Annotated in this window: 27 protein-coding genes; 1 reads left to right on the top strand and 26 read right to left on the bottom strand. The window is 59.0% G+C overall.

Annotated elements, in window-relative coordinates:
- Positions 1-33 precede the first annotated feature (33 nt).
- The 26 genes from recX to ACRESD_RS03115 all read right to left on the bottom strand — a co-directional run bounded on the left by recX (position 34) and on the right by ACRESD_RS03115 (position 17,061).
- Positions 34-501 (bottom strand): recombination regulator RecX, encoded by a 468-nt coding sequence (gene recX, locus ACRESD_RS03240; RefSeq protein WP_431749603.1) that lies wholly within the window; start codon positions 499-501, stop codon positions 34-36.
- 8 nt (positions 502-509) lie between these two features.
- A complete protein-coding gene (gene recA / locus ACRESD_RS03235) occupies positions 510-1,568 on the bottom strand; it encodes a recombinase RecA (protein ID WP_123714828.1) in 1,059 nt (352 codons plus the stop codon).
- A gap of 83 nt (positions 1,569-1,651) precedes the next feature.
- The gene (locus ACRESD_RS03230; protein ID WP_431749602.1) at positions 1,652-2,152 is read right to left on the bottom strand and encodes a CinA family protein; all 501 of its coding nucleotides are present in this window, start codon (positions 2,150-2,152) and stop codon (positions 1,652-1,654) included.
- Between the two features lie 80 nt (positions 2,153-2,232).
- A complete protein-coding gene (locus ACRESD_RS03225; RefSeq protein ID WP_431749601.1) occupies positions 2,233-2,733 on the bottom strand; it encodes a lysis system i-spanin subunit Rz in 501 nt (166 codons plus the stop codon).
- Positions 2,721-3,278 (bottom strand): glycoside hydrolase family 19 protein, encoded by a 558-nt coding sequence (locus ACRESD_RS03220; protein ID WP_431749600.1) that lies wholly within the window; start codon positions 3,276-3,278, stop codon positions 2,721-2,723. Before ACRESD_RS03220 ends, ACRESD_RS03225 begins: the two co-directional genes overlap by 13 nt.
- A 276-nt stretch (positions 3,279-3,554) precedes the next feature.
- Positions 3,555-4,430, bottom strand: coding sequence for a putidacin L1 family lectin-like bacteriocin (locus tag ACRESD_RS03215; RefSeq protein ID WP_431749599.1), 876 nt, complete (start codon positions 4,428-4,430; stop codon positions 3,555-3,557).
- 9 nt (positions 4,431-4,439) lie between these two features.
- Positions 4,440-4,631 carry a zinc finger domain-containing protein gene (locus tag ACRESD_RS03210; RefSeq protein WP_431749598.1) on the bottom strand — a complete coding sequence of 64 codons (192 nt, stop codon included), beginning with the start codon at positions 4,629-4,631 and terminating at the stop codon, positions 4,440-4,442.
- An 81-nt stretch (positions 4,632-4,712) separates the two neighbouring features.
- Complete coding sequence (locus ACRESD_RS03205) at positions 4,713-5,720, bottom strand: phage late control D family protein (protein WP_431749597.1); 1,008 nt, start codon at positions 5,718-5,720, stop codon at positions 4,713-4,715.
- A gap of 9 nt (positions 5,721-5,729) precedes the next feature.
- Positions 5,730-5,942: a tail protein X gene (locus ACRESD_RS03200; RefSeq protein ID WP_431749596.1), complete on the bottom strand. Its 213-nt coding sequence runs from the start codon at positions 5,940-5,942 to the stop codon at positions 5,730-5,732.
- Complete coding sequence (locus tag ACRESD_RS03195) at positions 5,935-6,318, bottom strand: phage tail protein (RefSeq protein ID WP_431749595.1); 384 nt, start codon at positions 6,316-6,318, stop codon at positions 5,935-5,937. Before ACRESD_RS03195 ends, ACRESD_RS03200 begins: the two co-directional genes overlap by 8 nt.
- Entirely contained in the window at positions 6,318-7,826 is a 1,509-nt protein-coding gene (locus ACRESD_RS03190) for a tail tape measure protein (protein WP_431749594.1), read from the bottom strand. Before ACRESD_RS03190 ends, ACRESD_RS03195 begins: the two co-directional genes overlap by 1 nt.
- A gap of 5 nt (positions 7,827-7,831) precedes the next feature.
- Positions 7,832-7,957 (bottom strand): hypothetical protein, encoded by a 126-nt coding sequence (locus ACRESD_RS03185; protein ID WP_017844653.1) that lies wholly within the window; start codon positions 7,955-7,957, stop codon positions 7,832-7,834.
- Positions 7,954-8,526 carry a phage tail assembly protein gene (locus ACRESD_RS03180; protein ID WP_431749593.1) on the bottom strand — a complete coding sequence of 191 codons (573 nt, stop codon included), beginning with the start codon at positions 8,524-8,526 and terminating at the stop codon, positions 7,954-7,956. Before ACRESD_RS03180 ends, ACRESD_RS03185 begins: the two co-directional genes overlap by 4 nt.
- A gap of 118 nt (positions 8,527-8,644) precedes the next feature.
- Positions 8,645-9,151: a phage major tail tube protein gene (locus tag ACRESD_RS03175; protein ID WP_431749592.1), complete on the bottom strand. Its 507-nt coding sequence runs from the start codon at positions 9,149-9,151 to the stop codon at positions 8,645-8,647.
- Positions 9,151-10,317 (bottom strand): phage tail protein, encoded by a 1,167-nt coding sequence (locus ACRESD_RS03170; RefSeq protein ID WP_431749591.1) that lies wholly within the window; start codon positions 10,315-10,317, stop codon positions 9,151-9,153. The genes ACRESD_RS03175 and ACRESD_RS03170 overlap by 1 nt, the downstream gene beginning before the upstream one ends.
- A gap of 2 nt (positions 10,318-10,319) precedes the next feature.
- A complete protein-coding gene (locus ACRESD_RS03165) occupies positions 10,320-10,493 on the bottom strand; it encodes a hypothetical protein (protein WP_162843515.1) in 174 nt (57 codons plus the stop codon).
- Positions 10,494-10,583: 90 nt separating this feature from the next.
- Positions 10,584-10,886, bottom strand: coding sequence for a hypothetical protein (locus tag ACRESD_RS03160; protein ID WP_431749590.1), 303 nt, complete (start codon positions 10,884-10,886; stop codon positions 10,584-10,586).
- An 11-nt stretch (positions 10,887-10,897) separates the two neighbouring features.
- Entirely contained in the window at positions 10,898-11,680 is a 783-nt protein-coding gene (locus tag ACRESD_RS03155) for a phage tail protein (protein WP_431749589.1), read from the bottom strand.
- Between the two features lie 48 nt (positions 11,681-11,728).
- A complete protein-coding gene (locus ACRESD_RS03150) occupies positions 11,729-12,259 on the bottom strand; it encodes a hypothetical protein (RefSeq protein WP_431749588.1) in 531 nt (176 codons plus the stop codon).
- The gene (locus tag ACRESD_RS03145) at positions 12,256-12,897 is read right to left on the bottom strand and encodes a phage tail protein I (RefSeq protein WP_431749587.1); all 642 of its coding nucleotides are present in this window, start codon (positions 12,895-12,897) and stop codon (positions 12,256-12,258) included. Before ACRESD_RS03145 ends, ACRESD_RS03150 begins: the two co-directional genes overlap by 4 nt.
- The gene (locus tag ACRESD_RS03140) at positions 12,894-13,889 is read right to left on the bottom strand and encodes a baseplate J/gp47 family protein (RefSeq protein ID WP_431749586.1); all 996 of its coding nucleotides are present in this window, start codon (positions 13,887-13,889) and stop codon (positions 12,894-12,896) included. The genes ACRESD_RS03145 and ACRESD_RS03140 overlap by 4 nt, the downstream gene beginning before the upstream one ends.
- On the bottom strand, positions 13,886-14,218 hold the full coding sequence (locus ACRESD_RS03135; protein ID WP_064450996.1) for a hypothetical protein: 333 nt from the start codon (positions 14,216-14,218) through the stop codon (positions 13,886-13,888). The genes ACRESD_RS03140 and ACRESD_RS03135 overlap by 4 nt, the downstream gene beginning before the upstream one ends.
- 12 nt (positions 14,219-14,230) lie before the next feature.
- On the bottom strand, positions 14,231-14,839 hold the full coding sequence (locus ACRESD_RS03130; RefSeq protein WP_431749585.1) for a phage baseplate assembly protein V: 609 nt from the start codon (positions 14,837-14,839) through the stop codon (positions 14,231-14,233).
- 3 nt (positions 14,840-14,842) lie between these two features.
- The gene (locus ACRESD_RS03125; RefSeq protein WP_431749584.1) at positions 14,843-15,358 is read right to left on the bottom strand and encodes a hypothetical protein; all 516 of its coding nucleotides are present in this window, start codon (positions 15,356-15,358) and stop codon (positions 14,843-14,845) included.
- A gap of 22 nt (positions 15,359-15,380) precedes the next feature.
- On the bottom strand, positions 15,381-15,719 hold the full coding sequence (locus ACRESD_RS03120; RefSeq protein ID WP_431749583.1) for a phage holin family protein: 339 nt from the start codon (positions 15,717-15,719) through the stop codon (positions 15,381-15,383).
- A 598-nt stretch (positions 15,720-16,317) separates the two neighbouring features.
- Positions 16,318-17,061 (bottom strand): LexA family transcriptional regulator, encoded by a 744-nt coding sequence (locus ACRESD_RS03115; protein ID WP_431749604.1) that lies wholly within the window; start codon positions 17,059-17,061, stop codon positions 16,318-16,320.
- Between the two features lie 191 nt (positions 17,062-17,252).
- Between ACRESD_RS03115 and mutS the strand changes: the two genes are divergently transcribed.
- Positions 17,253-19,579: DNA mismatch repair protein MutS (mutS, locus tag ACRESD_RS03110; protein WP_431749582.1), on the top strand; the 2,327-nt coding region annotated here is incomplete at its 3' end.

The following is a 19,579-nucleotide window of genomic DNA, read 5'->3' as shown; positions in this document are numbered from 1 at the left end:
GCGCGGGACAAGCCCGCTCACTACAACAGCGGTTCAGTCTTCCAGGTCACGGCCACTTAACAAGCGGCTGATCATTTCCATCGAAAACCCGCGATAACTCAGGAAGCGCCCCTGCTTCGCACGCTCCTTGGCATCAATCGGCAAATGTCCGGAGAACTTACGTCGCCAGGTCTCTTCCAGCTGCGCCTGCCAACTGATGCCACACTCACGCAAGGCGAGATCAATATCAGCGCGTTGCAGGCCACGCTGGCTCAACTCTTCGCGAATTCGCGCAGGACCATAACCGGAACGGGCTCGGTAGGAAACAAAACTTTCGAGGTAACGGGATTCGGAAAGCAGCCCCTCTTCCGTCAAACGGTCGAGGGCTGTTTCGATCATTTCAGGCTCTGCGCCGCGCTGACGCAACTTACGCGTCAGCTCGACTCGACCATGCTCGCGGCGAGCGAGCAGGTCCATCGCAGTGCGCCGAACGGCGACGAGTGTATCCAGTACAACAGTCATCGTTTGCTTCAGATGTCAGTGTCGGCTTCTTCCATCTCGTCAACCGGCTCGCGGTTGGCGGCAGCTTTCACGTCCGGCGCTGCGGTCAGCAGCTTGTCACGGATTTGCTTCTCAAGGGTGGCGGCGATATCCGGGTTATCCGCCAGGAACTTGGCCGAGTTGGCCTTGCCCTGACCGATCTTGCTGCCGTTGTAGGCATACCAGGCACCGGACTTCTCGACGAAACCATGCAGCACGCCCAGGTCGATCATCTCGCCGTTCAGGTAGATACCCTTGCCGTAGAGAATCTGGAACTCAGCCTGACGGAACGGCGGAGCCACCTTGTTCTTCACGACTTTAACGCGGGTTTCGCTACCGACAACCTCGTCACCTTCCTTCACCGCGCCAGTACGACGGATATCCAGACGGACCGAAGCGTAGAACTTCAGCGCGTTACCACCGGTGGTGGTTTCCGGGCTACCGAACATCACGCCGATCTTCATACGGATCTGGTTGATGAAGATCACCAGGCAGTTCGCGTTCTTGATGTTACCGGTGATTTTACGCAGCGCCTGGGACATCAGGCGGGCTTGCAGGCCCACGTGCATGTCGCCCATTTCGCCTTCGATTTCAGCCTTGGGTACCAGGGCCGCCACGGAGTCGACCACGATCACGTCGATGGCGTTGGAGCGCACCAGCATGTCGGTGATTTCCAGGGCTTGCTCACCGGTGTCCGGTTGGGAAACCAGCAGGTCGTCTACGTTGACGCCCAGCTTGCCAGCGTATTCTGGGTCCAGGGCGTGCTCGGCGTCGACGAACGCGCAGGTCGCGCCCATTTTTTGCGCCTGGGCGATCACCGACAGCGTCAGGGTAGTTTTACCGGAAGATTCAGGACCGTAGATCTCTACGATACGGCCTTTTGGCAGGCCGCCAATGCCGAGCGCGATATCCAGACCCAGAGAGCCAGTGGAAATAGCCGGGATCGCCTGACGGTCATGATCGCCCATACGCATTACGGCACCCTTGCCGAATTGACGTTCGATCTGACCCAGGGCCGCAGCCAAGGCTTTCTTCTTGTTGTCGTCCATTAAAGTCCTCACGTAATCAATAAGGCCTGACGGCCAACACCTGTATAAGTAGACAGTATTGTTCCACAAAGATCCGAGATCGCCTACCCCTGATTTTCTATTTCTGCTGCAGCTCGTCGCATCAAGCCCTCCAGCGCGGCCTTTACCGTTTGTCGGCGGACCTCATCCCGGTTACCGGTGAAGTGCGCCAGCTCAGCCGTGACCTCGTCGCCCACGCCAAACGCCAGCCATACGGTGCCCACCGGCTTGTCCGGCGACCCGCCATCCGGCCCCGCCACCCCGCTGACCGCCACGGCAAAGCGCGCCAGGCTTTTTTCCTGTGCACCGCGGACCATCGCTTCCACCACTTCCTGACTGACGGCGCCGACTTTGCGGAACAGGTCTTCCGGCACATTCAACTGCCGGGTCTTCTGTCGATTGGAATAGGTGACGTACCCCGCCTCGAACCAGGCCGAACTGCCCGGTATCCGCGTGATGGCTTCGGCAATACCGCCACCGGTGCAGGACTCGGCGGTGGTGACATGGGCATTGAGCACTTGCAAGCGACGGCCCAGTTCAGCAGCCAGTTGAGTGATTTCCTTCACGGTCGTCTCCAGGAATGGGGGGGGTTCGCCTACCCTACAGGAGCGCATCGGCCATGCAAGTTACAGCGTGCATCAACAGGTTACTGCGCGACGGCACGCACATACGCCTGACAAGCACGCAAGGCGATCAGGGCGTTATCACCGTCGTCGGTGATGCCGATAATTCGTTGAGCATGCGCCGGGTCAAGTCGGGCTCGTGGGGCTGCATGAACCACGCTGCCGGAGGTGGCGGTGGCCGGCATTGCACAGCCGTTGGTGGGGGCGGTGGCGTCGAGAAGGACTGACAACCGCACATCAGCAGTGGCCAGGCGGTCGCGCAAAGCAGCTTGGTTGCGTTGGGCATCGCTTAGCTCCTGAGTGTGTTGTAGGTCGTTGGTGTTGAGTTGTTGTTCCAGGGCCAACCGCTGCCCCTGTGCCACTTGTTGCTGATGCAAAAAGGCCTGGGTTTGCTGCTTGAGCGCATCGATATGCAGTTCCTCCTGATGCTCTAGCTGCCCACCGTAACGCCAAGCCTGCACCTGCCACACCACCGCCATCAGCAGGCAAACAGCGATCACGCGCAAGGTGCTTAAATAACGCATAGCACCGCCTTCGCCCGCGCCCACAACTGCAAGCGGTCCTCCATACCATTGAGCCCACCGTTGATGCGCCGGGTGATGGTGGTGAACAGGTCCTTGTCGGCCAGCTCGTTCAAACCGTTGCTTTGCCAGAACCAGGCAGCGGATTCACACGCCCATTGGGGCTGCTCCAGCAGTTCAGGTTGTTGCAGCAGACGATCGTCACCGAACAGTGCCTGGCTGCACGCCAGGTAATTGCTCCGGCCGGTGATCTGGATCAGGCCTCGCCCGCGATACTTCTGGCCATCGCCATCCGCCTCGGGGGTGTTGCCCAGGCGAACGGCCAGGGAGCCGGTGTCGTATTTGCTCAGATATTGATCACTGCCCAGTTCGCGAACGTAGCGCAACTGGGCGGATTCGTGGCCTATTTGGGCGAGAAACGCAGCTATGCGTTTGGGGCTGACGATCTCAAATCTGGAGATTGCAGTGTTCAGCCCTGACAGAAAAAAGCCCGCCCTGGAGCGGGCTGCAGGCAACACTTGAATAAGCTGGGAAAGTGTTATCGACACTGACTTGCACTCCTCAGAACTGGGTTTACCGGGCAAAGAAATCTGTGGATCGAACAGGCGATGTAATAACTCCATGCGCTCGATTGTGTGGGGCTTGCTTGAAATAAGTCGGCCTCAGCCGCTCTCCCAGTTCAGGACGAAGGGTGTAGCGGAACCGAAAAAGAAAAGGTCTCAATCAAAATCAAGGCATTGAGACGGTTGCGAGACGCCTCGCATTAAGAGGGTCGCCCACACAGGCACGACCCTTTTGCTACCTCCGCTGATTGCGCGGGATGATCAGAATTCCCAACCGATATGGCCATAGGTTGGGTACGGATCTGTGCCGTTATGCTCTGGGCTCGCATTGTTGGGGTAGTAGATTTTCCGTCGACGGATTGTCGGCGTGTACCCAAAGCGAGCCCAGACAGGCACTTCCTGTACGACTGCCAAGCTGCCATTTGGCTGCAACCGCAGAGTTGCGCCCGGATTGCCGCCAGTGCCCGAATTCCAGAGCGGCACATTATTCGCCGCGTACACGACAAAATTGCCATCCGCCTGGAACACCGCACGGGTCGCGCCCTTGTTCTGGGTATAACTGGCCCATCGAACACTCCAGTTCGGACCGTAGTTCACGACGTTCCCGTCCCCCTGGAAGATCAATGCACCATCACCGGCGAAGTACGGGACACCCATAACCAATTCGGTTGGACCGCCAAAAAGGAATGCGGTACCACCCGGATCAAGCGGGATAGACGGAGTGCCGTTCCAGATGGCTCGTGAGTCGACAATCACGATGTTCCCATCGTCCTGAACTTGCAGAAAGTTTCGGTACGCGGCAGCAGCAACGCTGTCAGGCGGGGTGCTGTTTACCGTACTCCAAATGCGAACATGCACATGGTCCGATAGAACCCCAGACTCAAACACGTAGAACGAATTCGGTACCTTTGCTACCGGGTTCGATAAGGTGCTGGAGTATGGAGTGTTCGAATCGGCAACCCATACGGCAGTGCCGTTGTCATAGAGCACCAAATTCATATCGGTCTGCAGGATCAGTTTGAAGCGCTTATTTGGCGACTCCAAATACTGACCTGGATTCATTGAGTTACGAGGAGGCAACACCGGGCTGCCGTTGTTGGTGAATTGAACGCGAGGTGGTCCTTCTGGTCCTGCCATTTTTGTCACCTATTGAGTTGAATGATTTGTCGCGGAGGTATCCGCTTTCATGTCGCTCAAAGGCGATCGCTCAAGGCTCGAGGCCTTCACATGATTCAACGTCCCGCATCGGGAACATTTGATCTGGAGCTCTGTAAACCCACCCACACGGGCGAGAAGTCTTTTGCAGTTACCGCACCTGAATTCTCTCAACATCTGCAAATTCCTTTTGCTGGCATCCCCCTTCCATGGTCGGCAAAACCCGTGCGAAAGCACGCGGGAGAAGGACGTCAACGGCTCGGTTTACTCTGCGGCGGCCAACCCGCTCGCGTTGATCGTGCATCGATAACCGTCTTTGCGCTTGCCACTGGCGGTCACCGTATTGATCGACCAACGCCCCTGCATGAAGCCTGGCCATGACTCATCCAACAGCAACAGACCTTCAGCGGCGAATGACGGATTTCCGGGACAAATCACATCGACCCGCAGCCCTTCACGCCCGACTCGGCGCATCTCTCCCTCAGCAGCAGAACGAGCTTCGGCCTCATTCTGGTAACGCTGCGTGACCTCTTTGAAGGGCTCGATACCGACCTGCACAACGCGTTTTTTACCGGCCGCCCCATCCCACCAGGATGCTTGCGCACCGGAGTATTTGGCACGACTGGCATCGGTCAGCTTGGCGCTGATAAACGCGCGATCTCCCGGGCGATTGTCGCGCGTGAGCGACAGTCGCACATCCGGCAGGGTCTTGCCCGACAGCGAGGTGAGCTGACCTTTTCGGCCCAGCACATAGAGTTCGTCGACAGGTTTGGCCACTGCGTCGAAACGCCTGGCCAAGCGCGTCAGGAATGCCATGTCGCTTTCGTTCGTCTGGTCAACGTGCGGGATCTGCTTGCCCTCCAGGTCAGGCGCCACCCGGGGTGAATAACCGTAGCGCGTCGTCAATAGACGGAACAGTGCGCCCAGGGTGATCGGCCCGTGACTGGCGGTGCGGCGTTGTTTGAACCCGTCCTGATCAAACGGTGCCGCCGTGGCTTCCAGTACCAGCCGCATCGGGAATAGCGACGGCGTGCGCTTGGTGATCTTGAACTGCCCTTTGTCCACCAGGCCGGATTCCAGATAACCGACGCGCAAGCCGATTTTCCCACCCAAGTCGGGCAGCCCTTCGAGGCCTTCGATATCGAGGGTCAACTTGAGATGATCCGAGACGAAACCGGCCGCATCGGTGTGCTCCCACTCCAATAGCCGCTCGTTGAGCAACGTGGCATTGGCCCCGTAGATCTCCACCACTGGCGTATATCCAAGTGTCATGGTTGCTCCTTAATCCCAGGCCGAAACCGGTTTTTTCGCGATGGGCTGTCTATCCAGTTCAGGCACGATCACACTGACGCCCGTCGGCAATACTGCGCCCTGCTCGGCCAACGTCGGATTCAACAGCCACAGCATTTCCTCGGCGGCGTCATCACAGCGGCCGAGTTCGCGATACAGCAACAGGTTCACCGAATCACCGGCAATACTTCGGACCCTACGCATTGACGAACTCCTCCAGTACCAGCGACCAATTGATCACCATGGCGGTGCCATCGTCGATCACGTTGGATTGCTTTTCGGCCACCGACTTGATGGTCCACAGCCCCCAACTGAGACCGACGCCATCAACCAGAGGCAACGGTGCACGCAGGTCTTGCAGCACACGCAACTCATCCAGCCGCGCCATACCCGTCGCGCGCGCGGCCTTGCCGCCGAAGGTCAACGTTTCGAGCCCCTGCCCGACCTGGCTAGACTTGGGTTTACCCGCAACGATAGGCAACCCGACCCAGCCGCCACTGCTGGCGCGGTCCAGGGTGTCGTAGGCGAACCCACGGGACAGCCCGAAAATAAACGTGCCCAATGCCATCTGTTGTCGCATCACACCCCTCCCATATCGGTCAGTGCCGCATCCCGTCGCGACCCCAGAAGGTCGTCCATCGACAGCGGCGAAAATTGCGCTTCGATCTGTTGCACCACCAACTCCGCCAGCTGTTGATAACTCGCCTGCTCCGGTGCGTTGATGGTGATTTGCGGGGCGAAGTTGATTTGGCGGTTGTCGGCTTGGGCGTTGTTCAGGTTTTTACTGACGTCTGCTGGGGCTGGCAGACGGTCGCTCGAACCGAACAGCTTGTCACCGAGCCAACTACCAGCCTCACTGCCAAGCAACCCACCGATTGCGCCACCGACCGCTGTGCCGACGCCGGGGAATATCATCGTGCCGATGGCCGCACCGGCAGACGCTCCCGCCCAGGCGCCACCGGCAGTGCTGAGGCCGGCGCCGACGGCTTTGGCGTCACCATTGCGTACGCCCTGCACGACATCCATGGCAGTGTCGACGTACTTCATCGGGCCGAGGCGACGAGCACCGCCCGACTCCAGTTTGGCTAATGCGCCCGACAGTCCTGTCGCCAGGCCCTTAGTTGCGCGACGGGCTGCGGGGCGGGCTGCGGGGCGGGCTGCCGGAGGTGCTGCGGAGGTGGCAAACGAATTGCCGGGAAGAGGGGTCGAGCCTTTGCTCGCCAGTTTGCTGTCGAACAGCTGCTGCGGCTGCCCCATGACATTGAGCGGGGGCGAGATAGGGGCTGAGGTGCCAGTACGTTGCGACTTCAGCTCCGTCTGCTTCCTGACGACGCTGGATTTGATCGCCCGTGATGTTGCCTGGCGGGTCTTGTAACGCCTGCCGCGCGGCCCCTTCGATTGACCTTTGGGGCTTTTGCTTTTGCCTTTGCTCTTGTCCTTCTCCCTGGCGGTTTCACCCACACTCTCAGGCAACTGAGCTGTCGCGGTACCAAGCGGGCCACGGATCTCGGCAGGCAGTGCTCCCGTGCAGCAGCACTCTTTGTCAGCCTTGCCGTCCTTGCCCTTATCGTCCTTCTTGAGCCACTTGGCAGCGGTTGGAAACTTGTCAGCCACGGCATCAAGCGCCTTGTCCGAAACCCTTTCCTTGGCCTTATCCCACAAGCTGGTGAGCAGTTCCTTGCCGACGAACTTACCGGCATCCGCTGCGCCTTGCAGGCCCTTATCCACCCAGGAGGCCGGAGCTTGAGCAGGTTCTTTTGGCGGGCTTTTGGCAGGTTCGCCAGTGACATCAACCGTCTTGGTTGCCAGCGTATTACCGGTAATGAACAACGTGCTGGTGAGCGTTTCCAACGCCTCGCGCAGGTGTACTTGTTCCAGCGCCAGGGCGTTGATGTCCACGCTGACGGTCACCAGTGCCGAGGTGAGCACCGACTGCGGGTCCTGTTGGGGTGGCGGCGCGGCGTCCAGGCTCACTGGCGCGGCAAGGCCTGCATCAAACGGCGCCAACACACTGCCGAGGTCCGCGTCGCCCAGCAGCCAGCGTTTGTCTTCCTGGGCGAGCCTCATCCCAAATTGAGTCTCTTGCATCCCGCTTACTCCTGTTTAACGCCAAGGCGAGTGATCGCGATGTCGTAGCGACGCAATGCTTTGCCGGCGTCCCAGTCGAGGATCTCCGCCTCATTGACCGAGTAGATCAGGGGCACTACATCGAGGATCACTTCGATGTCGCGCTCCGAAAGAAGTCCGCCGGTTGATTTAAAAAATCGTCGATACGCTCCTGCAGTTCCGTCCAGTCGGGCACGGTCAGGCCAGCGAGATCGGGGATCATCAGGCCAGTGCAGTGTGCGGTGATGAACTCGGCGCGTTCTTTGTTGGTGGCGAGTTTTTTCATCACTTTGGTGGCGCGCAAGGCGGGCATTTCCAGGGACAGCTCGGTCAGGCTGCGACCGACGGCGTCGAGGGGCAGCAGCAGGTGAACAGGCTGGTCGTGGGTCACGTCTTCGCGTGTTTTCAGGAAGAACGACGCAGGGAGCGTCGACATTTCATGCACGTACTGCGCAATGCTCACGTAGTCCGGACGCTTGAGTTGGTCCAGTTCTTTTTCCGACAGGCCGGTGGCGAGTTTCGCCAGTTCGAAGAACTGGTCGTCCTCGTCATCACCGGCCCGGGCCAGCGCGTCTTTTTGCGCGGCATAGAACAGTGGCTTGAGTTGAATCTGCTCGATCGTCGCGCCGGTGTCAGCGGTGATCGGCGAGAGCAGATGGTGCAGCGGGGGCATCCAGGCCATGGGGCAATTCCTTGGTCAAGCGGGGTTGAAAAACGCTTTGAAGATGAACACGGTCAATGTGGGAGCTGGCTTGCCTGCTCCCACATTTGACCGTGCCCACTTCAGCTCATGGTTTCTCTTAAGGCATCAGTACGGCGCGACGGGCGTCGCCGAGGATGTCGACGCCGTTGAGCACGAACTTCTGCGTGCGCACGTCGATGTCGATCACCGGGATGCCGTTTTCCAGACGGTTGTAGGTGCGGCAGGACAGTTCCAGGGTGGTCAGTGCCTTGTCGCCCATCTTCAGCTTCGCCTCCTCCAGGGATTTGAGCTTGCCGCCAACGGTGTGGTAGGTGAAATAGGTCTTGCCGTCCTGGTCCTGACCGGCTTCACGCACGTTCAACAGGATGTCGTCACCCAGGCGCACGCCCAGGGCCAACATGATTTCCGGACCGGCGCCTTGCAGCACCAGCTTGGCGTTGAGCACCTTGCCGCTCTTGGCCATTTCTTCGGCGATGAAACGCCCACCGGACATGGATTCCATGTCGAATTCGATCTTCGGCGGGGTGAACTCTTCGACGGTCGCGGACAACGGCAGGCCTTGAAGGGTGGCCGCAATGGCCTGTCTGACTCGGTTGGTAAACATTAGAGAACGTCCTCCAGGAACTGCTCGATGATTTCATCGCGGGCGTTGAGTTGATAAATCATGTGTTCGTTCGGCGCGTAGCGGCCGTAGTCGATAACGATGAACCAGGTGCCGTTCTTGTACTTCTCGACACTGTTGAGTTCCGGGTGCAGGTACACGCTGCCGCCGGGAATGGTTTCATCAGCCACCAGGGTTTGCAGCCAGTCGTTGATACGCTTGACCTCCTGGTCCATGAACGACTTGGTGAGGTTCTTGGCCATGGCTTTCTGGCCGGCCTTGACCAGCTTGCGGCTGATGGCATCCTCCAGGCCGACATAGCTGATGAACTTGCCGGTGATGGAACGGTTACCCAGCAACGAGAAACCACCGAGAATGGTGCGGGCGTAGTAACTCACGCCGTAACGGTTGAGCAGGTCGCCTTCGGTGGAGGTGTCGAGGATGTTGTACTCGACCACGCGGGAAACGTCCTCGGCGAAGGTCACCTGGTTACCTGGGCTTTCCCATTGCTTGACCTTGGCCAGTGCGGCGATGGCCAGGGACGATGGCGACAGGAACACGTTTTTCTTGGCGGCCTTGGAGTACACCGACGGCATGTTGTGCACCAGCAGGCAACGGTCGAAACCGAGATCGGCACCGCCCAGTTCGCCGCTGTAGGTCACTTGGTCGGCGACGGACGCGTCCTTGCCATCCAGTACCACGCGGGCCTTGATGCGTTTGCCGAAAGCGGCGAACTCACCAGCCACGGCCTTGGTCCCGGTGAAGCCTGGGGCACCGATGATGGTCAGGTCTTCCGGCACACTGCTCAGGGCCGCCAGGCCCAGCTTGCGACCGGTGACAGGGTCGTTGCCGCCGATCACGTTGTTGACCGTGTCAGCCGGGGTTGCGCCCTCCTCCACAATCACCACATAGACAGGCACCTTGACCACTTTGAGGATCTGGTAGACGGCGTGAAACAACGTGCCCGACTCGGCGCCGGTAGGGTCCAGCAGCGCCTGGGTGGTGAAGCTGTTGATGCGGAACGGGGCATTTTTCGGGATCGACGCATGGGCGTTCGGCGCGGTGCCGATCAGCCCGATAACGTTGTCACCCAGGCCACCCATGGCCTCGGGGGATTCGGTGGCATTCACGGTGATGCCGTTGTGCTCGAAGTTCAAAACCTCAGCCATGATTAGTCAGCCTTCTTGGGGGTGGAGTTAAGGACGCTGGTCAGTTCCAGACGGCCAGCGGTGCGCAGGGCGGATGCTTCGACGTCGAGCAGTTCCAGCTCCTCGCCGACGGTGGACCAGTGGCCACCTCCGGTGGGGAATGGGATGAGGACGGTGTAGGTTTGTCGGTTATGCATGGGTGGAATTCTCCGGGTGAGAAACGCCAAAGCCCCTGCGGGGAGGGGCTTTGAGTGGGCGTAAAAAAACCGCTTTCGCGGTGGGGAGGGTTATTTATCTTCCGGCAATGGGAAGCGGGCTTTGATCTCGGCGACCTTGGCACGCCAGTCTTTTTCTTTCTCGGTGGTGCCGTCGTATTGCCACTCCAAATACATGGGGTCCGCCTCACTGACGTAGGCAGCGCGACGCGCGGCAATGGTGGTGGCCAATGCAGCAGCGGCGGTGGCTTTATCGATCAGTACGCGAGCGGCCTCATCGTTAAATCCAAGCCCTTGGAGGGTTTGCGCATTCGCGGGCACGTTAATCAACGCGGCACCGGCTGGGGTCACCAGTTTTTCAATAAACAAAGTCATTTGATCCGTCCTTAAACCTTGGCGGTGTATCGAGTGTCGTTGTCATACGAATAAGCCAAACGCTTTTCTTCCAAGGTCTTGCCAAGGACCGCTTCCGCTTGGGCCAACGTATATGGCTTAACTACCCATCGCACTTCCCACTCGGCAGTGACGTCATCCTTCATAATCACTTCAGTATCCAGCTTGCTGAAGTTAACCGGGTAATCAAATGTTTTGGTAATGGTGTAACTTAGCCCACCTCTCAGGTACAAACCGGAAAATTGTGGGGCAGTCGTCAGTTGACCTGCAACCAGACCGAGATACAGAGGCTTTAGTCCTGTGACAGCTCGTGCGGTACAAATCATGCCGAACGAAATGCCGCGCACCGTTTCGCGATAGGTTTGCGATATGCGCTTGATCGTCAAAAAATTAGCATCACCATTCCATGGAAAGCCCACTCCCTCTAACTGCAAGTTCAAGCCCGCAATATGGTAAATCCCTTCACCGAAGGGTGCCTTATCACTATCTCGTGCAAAAAAACGAGAAATCGTAATCTCGGTTTCACCCGCCTCGTTACCCGGCATAGTCCACCATACTGGGTAAACTACATCAGTCGACAAACCGGTCAGATCGATCTCCTGCTTATAAAGTGCACGCCCATTAATATCCTTGGCCTGCACGCTATTACGCCACGTTGTGAACTGACTGGACGCCGTATCCATGCGCGCATCAATCTTGCCAATCTGGTTGGTCACTGTGTCGGTCAGCTTATTGCACGCATCCACAACTTTCGTAATCGTCGCTTCAATTCCCATCATCAACTCCCTGTCAACTTTGTCTTTTCAGCACTTTTGTAAGCGCCATTACTTCGCTTCGAGATGCATAACCCTGAGCATCAAATCCACATGCCGGGACATGTTGTCCACCGAAGCCGCCGCCATGATCGCGATCTCTTCAGCCAACAACACATTCAGGTTTTCACTCCCCACCACAATCGTCACGCTATCCGCCGGCAACGGCGAAATATCCAGCGTAAACTTTTGCAGCACCCGCGCCGCTGCCGCTTTATACGTCAGCAACTTCCCTGCCACGGAATACACCGCCAGCAGAGTCCCGCTGGCGAGGTAAAAACCGAACTCGCCAATCTCATATTCACCCTCGCCATCGAACAGCGCGGCCATCCTGAGTTGGCGGTCGCCCAGGTCTTCGTAATCCACGATGGCGACCCGTTGGCGTTCGTCGCGCAAGGCCACTTCCGTGCCGTCCGGGTTGTAGCGGCCGGTGCCGGCGCCGATGTGGGTGATTTCGCCTTTCAGGCCCTGATTCTTTGCCTGCAGCACTTCATCCAAACCTTTGGAGGTGAAGCGCACCAGGCGCGTAATGTCATCTGTCATGGCTGCGCCCTGAGGTCGTAGTCGTTAATGGTGTAGTGCTGGGCAACCCCGGCACTGTTAAGTCGAGCAACCAGCGCCAATTCCGGCAGTGCGCCGTCCAAATACAGCTCGCCGTCGCTGAATGGGGCATGGAGCACCTGTGTAAACGCCAGTTGACCTTCGGTCTCATGAACAACGGTGATCGTCGCCCGGTCCCGCTCGCTCTGTGCCGCGTTGATACGGCGGATCAGCCGGTTATGGTCACCACTGGACCAACTGCGCCCGATGATTGCCTGCACGTCGAAGGTGTAAGGCACACCCAGCGGGCGCTGTTGATACCAAGCGCTGATGTTGGGGGTGAAACCCAGTGATTCCACCGCATAACTCAATGCCTTGGGCGTGCCCGCCTGGCGTTGGATCTGCCAGGACAAGGCCACGGTCAGGCGTTTTTCGGCTTCGCTGGCGCTGGCGTCCCATTCACTGACACCCCGGTCGGCGGCCAGGTAAGGCAGGAATTCGGTAGGCGTTTGCAGCGGGTTCATCAACGCCGGAAATGGCGGTACAACCCGCTCGAGCAACTTTCCGAAGCCCAGGTCCAAGGCCTTTTCCAGCGGTGAACTGTTGGCCGGCAACAGACTCGCTTTGGGTTCGTCACTCATAGCGTGCGCACCTCCACTTCAACACCCGTGCAGTACGGGGCCTGGAACGCAGTGCTGATAATCGGCTGCAGCGGTTCGAGGATCTGCAGTTGTGCCGCGCCAGCGCTGTGAATGGCGTAGTCGATCCAACTGGGGTCCACCCGCCCTTCCAGGCGATGGCAGGAGTCGGCATAGGTTTGCAGCAGTTTCTGGGCGGCTACTTGGGTGAGCCCGGAGTCCGGGCCGGCGTTGATCTTGGCCACCACACGAATCTTGTACGGCTGAATCTGCGCGCCCTGGACGGTGACGAGATCGGTTTCCGGCCGCACATCGGGGCGTGCGAAATGGCGGCGCACACCGTCAAGCAAATCGGTCGATGGTGTACCGTCGCCTTCCCGTGACAGCACGGTAACCATCACTTCACCCGGCGCCGTGCGGCGGCCGTTGCCGTCCTTGACCTGGGCTGCATAACCATCCGGGTCGAAGGTGTAGCTGACGGTGACCACGCCGGGTGTCGCACTTTGCACCTTGACCGTCGGCCGCTCGCCGAGGGTGAACACTTCGCGGCGGTACTGCATGCGCGAGCCTGCTGCCGGGGCGTGGGGCGCCAGGTAATAGCGCAGGCGGGCGTCGTCGTCGCTTTCCAAGGTCGGCGGCACTGGCGGGAATGCAGCCGGGTCGCCGGGGTCGAGCACTTGGCGCTCCAGGCCCATGTCGGCCAGGCGCGCATCCAGATTAGTGCCTGTGGCCCACCACGCCAGCATCTGCTTGATGCGCGCATTGTATTGGCGCTCGTGGGTTTGCAGGCGCACACAAAAGGCTTCCAGGGCCAGGGTCAGCAGTTCACTTTCGTTGTCGAGGCTGACCTTCAGTTTGGCTGCACTTTGCGGCGCGCGGGTGGCGACGTAGTCGACGACAAACGCCTTGAATTCGGCCAGCAAGGGTTCGAACTCATCCACCGCGATGATGGCCGGTTCCGCCAGTTGGTTCTGGCCTGGGATCAGCATGCTCATGTCACGACCTCGAAGGTTTGTTGGCGGTTTTTCCAGGTACCGGCAAAACGCAACAACAGGCCAGCACCTTGGCGGGTGGCGACGATGACCTGGGGTTGAAAGTCGCCAATGCCGTTCTGGGTGTTGTAGAACGCCTGGGCGGCGTGGCTTTGGGCAAGAATCAGCAAGTCGTCGCCGAGGTTCTGGCCGAGCAATTGCGGGATCATCGAGCCGTACAATGGGCGCTTCTGGCGAGTGCCCACGGGGGTGGTCAGCGCTCGGGTGGCGCGCTGCACGAATTGCAGCCAGTCATCGACGGCTGCCCCGGTGTTGCGATCGATGCCGATCATGGGATGTCCTTATCACGGGCTGATGATTCGACCTTGGTGGTCCACCACCGGGCCGCTGAAGTGCGCGCCGCCGGCATCCAATATCAGGCTGGTGCCGCCGGTTTGCAGGGTGATGCCTTGGGCGTTGAGCGTCAGGCTGGTGGCGCCGACCTTGACGTCGACCTGCTCACGAGAGCCGCTGAACGTGGTGGGGCCGTTGACCCAATTGAAGGTGTGGCTGGCGTCGTCGTAATCGCTTTGGGTGCCGTCTTGATGGCGACGCCTAGTCAATGTTGGAAGGTTGGAAACCGGCGGGAAGCGATCACTGTTCAAACCGAACAGGGCAACGGACTGCCCGCCACCTTCCCCGCCGCCATAGTTGAGCAACAGGCATTGTTCACCCACGGACGGGATGCGGGTTTCAGTCTGCGCTCCGGCGCTGGGATTGAAGAAGCGGATGGCCGGAGTGAGCAATTCGCCGTGGCTGACCTTGCAGGTATTACTGGCCGCGTCGACCTCCTGACACACGCCGATCCGGCAAAAGCTTTCGGCGCGGCGGTAAAGGTCTTCGAGCTGGGCTTCCATTTCCGCCAGGCGCTCGACGATCGGCCCCAGTTGCATGCGTAACAGCGCGTCGAACATGGGCTACTCCGACAGTGGCTTGTATTGAGCGGGATCGTCGATGCTCGAGACCTCCCAGGTGCAGGCGAACAGCGGCTGGCCTGTGGGATCGTTGAGCAACGTCGGTCCGAGATAGAGGGTTTGGATGAAAGAAACGGTCCAGGTGTCGTAGTCCGCTCCTGCGGTCGTACGTGGGGTGGGAGCCGCAACGATATTCGCCGGCAGATCGCACTGTGCCTGGGGCAGGTTCCAGCGGTTATCCAGCACCAGATCCATGAGCTGGCTGGCCAGGTCGCAAGCATCAAAGGGCAATGCACCTGGAGCCACCATGGCCTTGAGCGAGATCGAAAGGGCGTGGGCCTTGCGTCCTTCGCGGGAGCGAATGCCCGGGCCGTTGCCCTCGACCGTAATCATCACACCGGTTTCACCCCCGGAGCCTTGGAAGTCTTGATGACTGCCAACCTTCAGGTCCGGGAAGGCAGAGTGCAGCGCCTCGCCGATGGCTTGGGGCAGTTGGGATGGCTTTTCGATAAGTGTCATTTAGATAGCGTCCTTGCAACGGTTACTGCGGCCCCTGGCGGGAGCTTTCATTGATCCCGATGCGCTTGGCGGCCCACCGTTCATAAAGGCCGATGGCAACGTCGGCACCGGCCATGGCGGTCAGGCAACCAATGGCACCGGCGGTCCAGATCGACATGCCGGCGGCGTAACACAGCATCAATGCTGAAACCCCGCAGACCATGCAGGCCCCGGAACGCAGGGCCAAGCGCCGTAGCAGCGACCAGCCACGGGCGCCCTCCTTGTCGGCGCGCCACATTTCGCCGGAGACCCCGCCGATCAGGGCCAGTACGATCACCAGCCAGATCGGCATTTCCGCCAACGCTTGCTGCTCGTTTGTCATGTCACGCCTCCTGGCTGAGCATCTGCGGCACAAGGCCGGTGTGTTGGGTAAATCCATTTATAGTAGGCATTCCAAAAAGCCCGGTCGCCCGGGCTTTTCAGTAATGCGGTCCATATTCGAACGTTCGGCGCTACTGGCGCGGTACGGTTCTTTCCTCAATGTTTTTCCGACCACGATCCCTGTCTGCCGGATAACTGCTTCTGGTGCTTTACGCTGCACACCCGGGTCAGTTGCCAACCCTCTGAACCGTTATGAGGCCGGTTCATCGCTGCCTTTTTTAAAGCGGTAAAACTAAAGAGCGTCGGCATCCTTGCCGGTGTTGCCTGGCATCCCTGCCATCTCCTTGATGGCGTCCTTGCCGATGTTGCGTGCCTTCCTTGTCTTCCTTGGCAGCATCCTTGCCACCTCCACCAGGCCTTGTTGGCTGGCTTGAGATGAAGAATATGCATGTATGCATATACAGTCAATGCGCAAATGCATTTATTTTTGCGAGAACGATGCATTGATGCAATTTCAGCTTTGCAGGCAAAGGGTTTGGCGGTTTTCAGCAGGCGAAAAAAAACCCGCACATTGGCGGGTTTTGTCTTACGCAAAAGGGTTAACGGGCGTACATGCCCCACCAGAACACATGACCAAGGATGCTGATCTGCTCATCCTGGATATCCTGGAAGCTGTAGTCTTCATCCGGATGCTCATCGCGATTGAAACTGCGCAGTCGAATCCCCGAAGGCAGGCGATAGAGCTGTTTCACGCGAAGCTGGCCATTGTGATTGATGGCATACAAGTCGCCATCGACGATGTCACCAATGCCACTCTTGCCCGCATTCACTCCCACCGTGGCGCCGTCGCGCAGCACCGGCAACATACTGTTGCCACGCACCGTTACACATTTGGCCTGGTCAAACTGCACACCGTTATGCCGCAGGCTGCGTTTGCCGAAGCGCAGGCTGGCCTTCTCGCTTTCCTCGATGACGAATCTTCCTGATCCAGCAGCCAATTCAACCTCACGCAGAAAGGGGATCGACACCTCGTCATCATTCACGGGCGTGTCGTCATCCCACAGGCTTATATCCTTGAGTTCCGAATGCATCGGGTCGCGCCCTTCATCCCGCTGCGCGCCCACTGCCGCGCGCCCGCGCAGGTAGTCGGTGCTCACGCGGAAGTACTCGGCGATGCGGGAAATGTGCTTGTCCGACGGATCAACGATCTTGCCGCTGAGGATCCGTGACAACGTGGATTGAGGCACGCCGGTACGCCGGTGAAGCTCCGTGGGGGAGATCCGGTCGCGATCCAGCAGTTCTCTTAAGACGATAGAAACGTTGCGTTTTTGCATAGCGCGGATAGTGACGGGAGTTTGGGGGGTTGGCAAATGCTAATTTGCATAATTTATGCATTTGCCATGCCTTTTTACCCACTCACTTGTGACCTGCGAAGCTCCGACCTTGCGTGTTAACCTTGCGACCATTGCAAAATCAGCTGGGCCGAGCGCCCCACCTTTGCCCCACTCCTTTTAACGAATTTGCTAACTATCTGATGAGTAAAAACACTTCCGACTTGTCCTCCCACACCCCAATGATGCAGCAGTACTGGCGATTGAAAAACCAGCACCCTGATCAGTTGATGTTCTATCGCATGGGCGACTTCTACGAGATCTTCTACGAAGATGCGAAGAAGGCCGCCAAGCTGCTGGACATCACCCTGACCGCGCGTGGGCAATCGGCGGGGCAGTCGATTCCGATGTGTGGGATTCCTTACCATTCGTTGGAAGGCTACCTGGTCAAGTTGGTGAAGCTGGGCGAATCGGTGGTGATCTGCGAGCAGATTGGCGACCCAGCCACCAGTAAAGGGCCGGTGGAACGTCAGGTAGTGCGGATTATCACACCGGGGACGGTGAGTGATGAGGCGTTGCTGGATGAGCGGCGCGACAACCTGATCGCAGCGGTGTTGGGTGATGAGCGCCTGTTTGGGCTTTCGGTACTGGATATCACCAGCGGCAACTTCAGCGTGCTGGAAATCAAGGGCTGGGAGAACCTGCTGGCTGAGCTGGAGCGCATCAACCCGGTAGAGTTGTTGATTCCGGATGATTGGCCAAAGGATTTGCCGGCCGAAAAACGTCGTGGGACCAAGCGTCGTGCGCCGTGGGATTTCGAGCGTGATTCAGCCCTGAAAAGCCTCTGCCAACAGTTCTCGGTGCAAGACCTTAAAGGCTTCGGCTGCGAAACCCTGACCCTGGCCATCGGCGCCGCCGGTTGCCTGCTCAGCTATGCCAAGGAAACCCAGCGCACCGCCCTGCCGCATTTGCGCAGCCTGCGTCATGAACGCCTGGACGACACCGTGGTGCTTGATGGCGCCAGCCGTCGCAACCTGGAGTTGGACACCAACCTCGCCGGCGGGCGCGACAACACCCTGCAATCGGTAGTTGACCGTTGCCAGACCGCCATGGGCAGCCGCTTGCTGACTCGCTGGTTGAACCGCCCGCTGCGCGACTTGACCGTGTTGCAGGCGCGCCAGACGTCCATTACCTGCCTACTGGACGGTTATCGCTTTGAAAAGCTGCAGCCGCAACTGAAAGAAATCGGCGATATCGAGCGCATCCTGGCGCGAATCGGCCTGCGCAATGCGCGGCCCCGGGACTTGGCACGCCTACGCGATGCCCTTGGCGCATTGCCGCAATTGCAAGTGGCGATGACCGAGCTGGATACCCCACACCTGCAACAGCTTGCCATTACAGCAGGTACCTACCCAGAACTGGCGGCGCTGCTGGAAAAGGCAATCATCGACAACCCGCCGGCAATCATCCGCGACGGCGGCGTATTGAAGACCGGTTACGACAGCGAACTGGATGAGCTTCAAGCCCTGAGCGAAAACGCCGGGCAGTTCCTGATAGATCTGGAGGCCCGCGAAAAAGCGCGTACTGGCCTGGCTAACCTGAAAGTCGGCTACAACCGCGTACATGGATACTTCATTGAGTTGCCAAGCAAGCAGGCCGAATCGGCACCGATCGACTACCAGCGGCGCCAGACCCTCAAAGGTGCCGAGCGTTTTATCACCCCAGAACTGAAAGAGTTCGAAGACAAGGCACTGTCGGCCAAGAGCCGCGCCCTGGCTCGGGAAAAGATGCTGTATGAGAACTTGCTCGAAGACTTGATCAGCCAATTGGCGCCGCTGCAAGACACCGCCGCCGCGCTGGCCGAATTGGATGTACTGAGCAACCTGGCCGAACGTGCGCTGAACCTTGACCTGAACTGCCCGCGGTTTGTCAGCGAGCCGTGCATGCGCATCGTGCAGGGGCGTCACCCGGTAGTGGAGCAGGTGTTGACCACTCCGTTCGTGGCCAACGACCTGTCGCTGGACGACGATACTCGTATGTTGGTGATCACCGGTCCGAACATGGGTGGTAAATCCACCTACATGCGTCAAACCGCGTTGATCGTGTTGCTGGCGCATATCGGCAGCTTTGTGCCGGCGGCCAGTTGCGAGCTGTCACTGGTGGACCGCATTTTCACGCGGATCGGTTCCAGCGATGACCTGGCCGGTGGCCGCTCGACCTTTATGGTGGAAATGAGCGAAACCGCCAACATCCTGCACAACGCCACCGAGCGCAGCCTGGTACTGATGGACGAAGTGGGGCGCGGCACCAGCACCTTCGACGGCCTGTCCCTGGCGTGGGCGGCGGCCGAACGCCTGGCGCACCTGCGTGCCTATACGTTGTTCGCCACTCACTACTTCGAACTGACCGTATTGCCGGAAAGCGAGCCGCTGGTCGCCAACGTGCACCTCAACGCCACCGAGCACAATGAGCGTATCGTGTTCCTGCACCACGTATTGCCAGGCCCGGCCAGCCAGAGTTACGGCCTGGC

The sequence above is a fragment of the Pseudomonas sp. genome (genome assembly GCF_050739995.1).
Taxonomy (GTDB): Bacteria; Pseudomonadota; Gammaproteobacteria; order Pseudomonadales; family Pseudomonadaceae; genus Aquipseudomonas.
The sequence above is the reverse complement of the archived record's forward strand: the minus strand, read 5'-3'. Positions and strand labels throughout refer to the sequence as shown.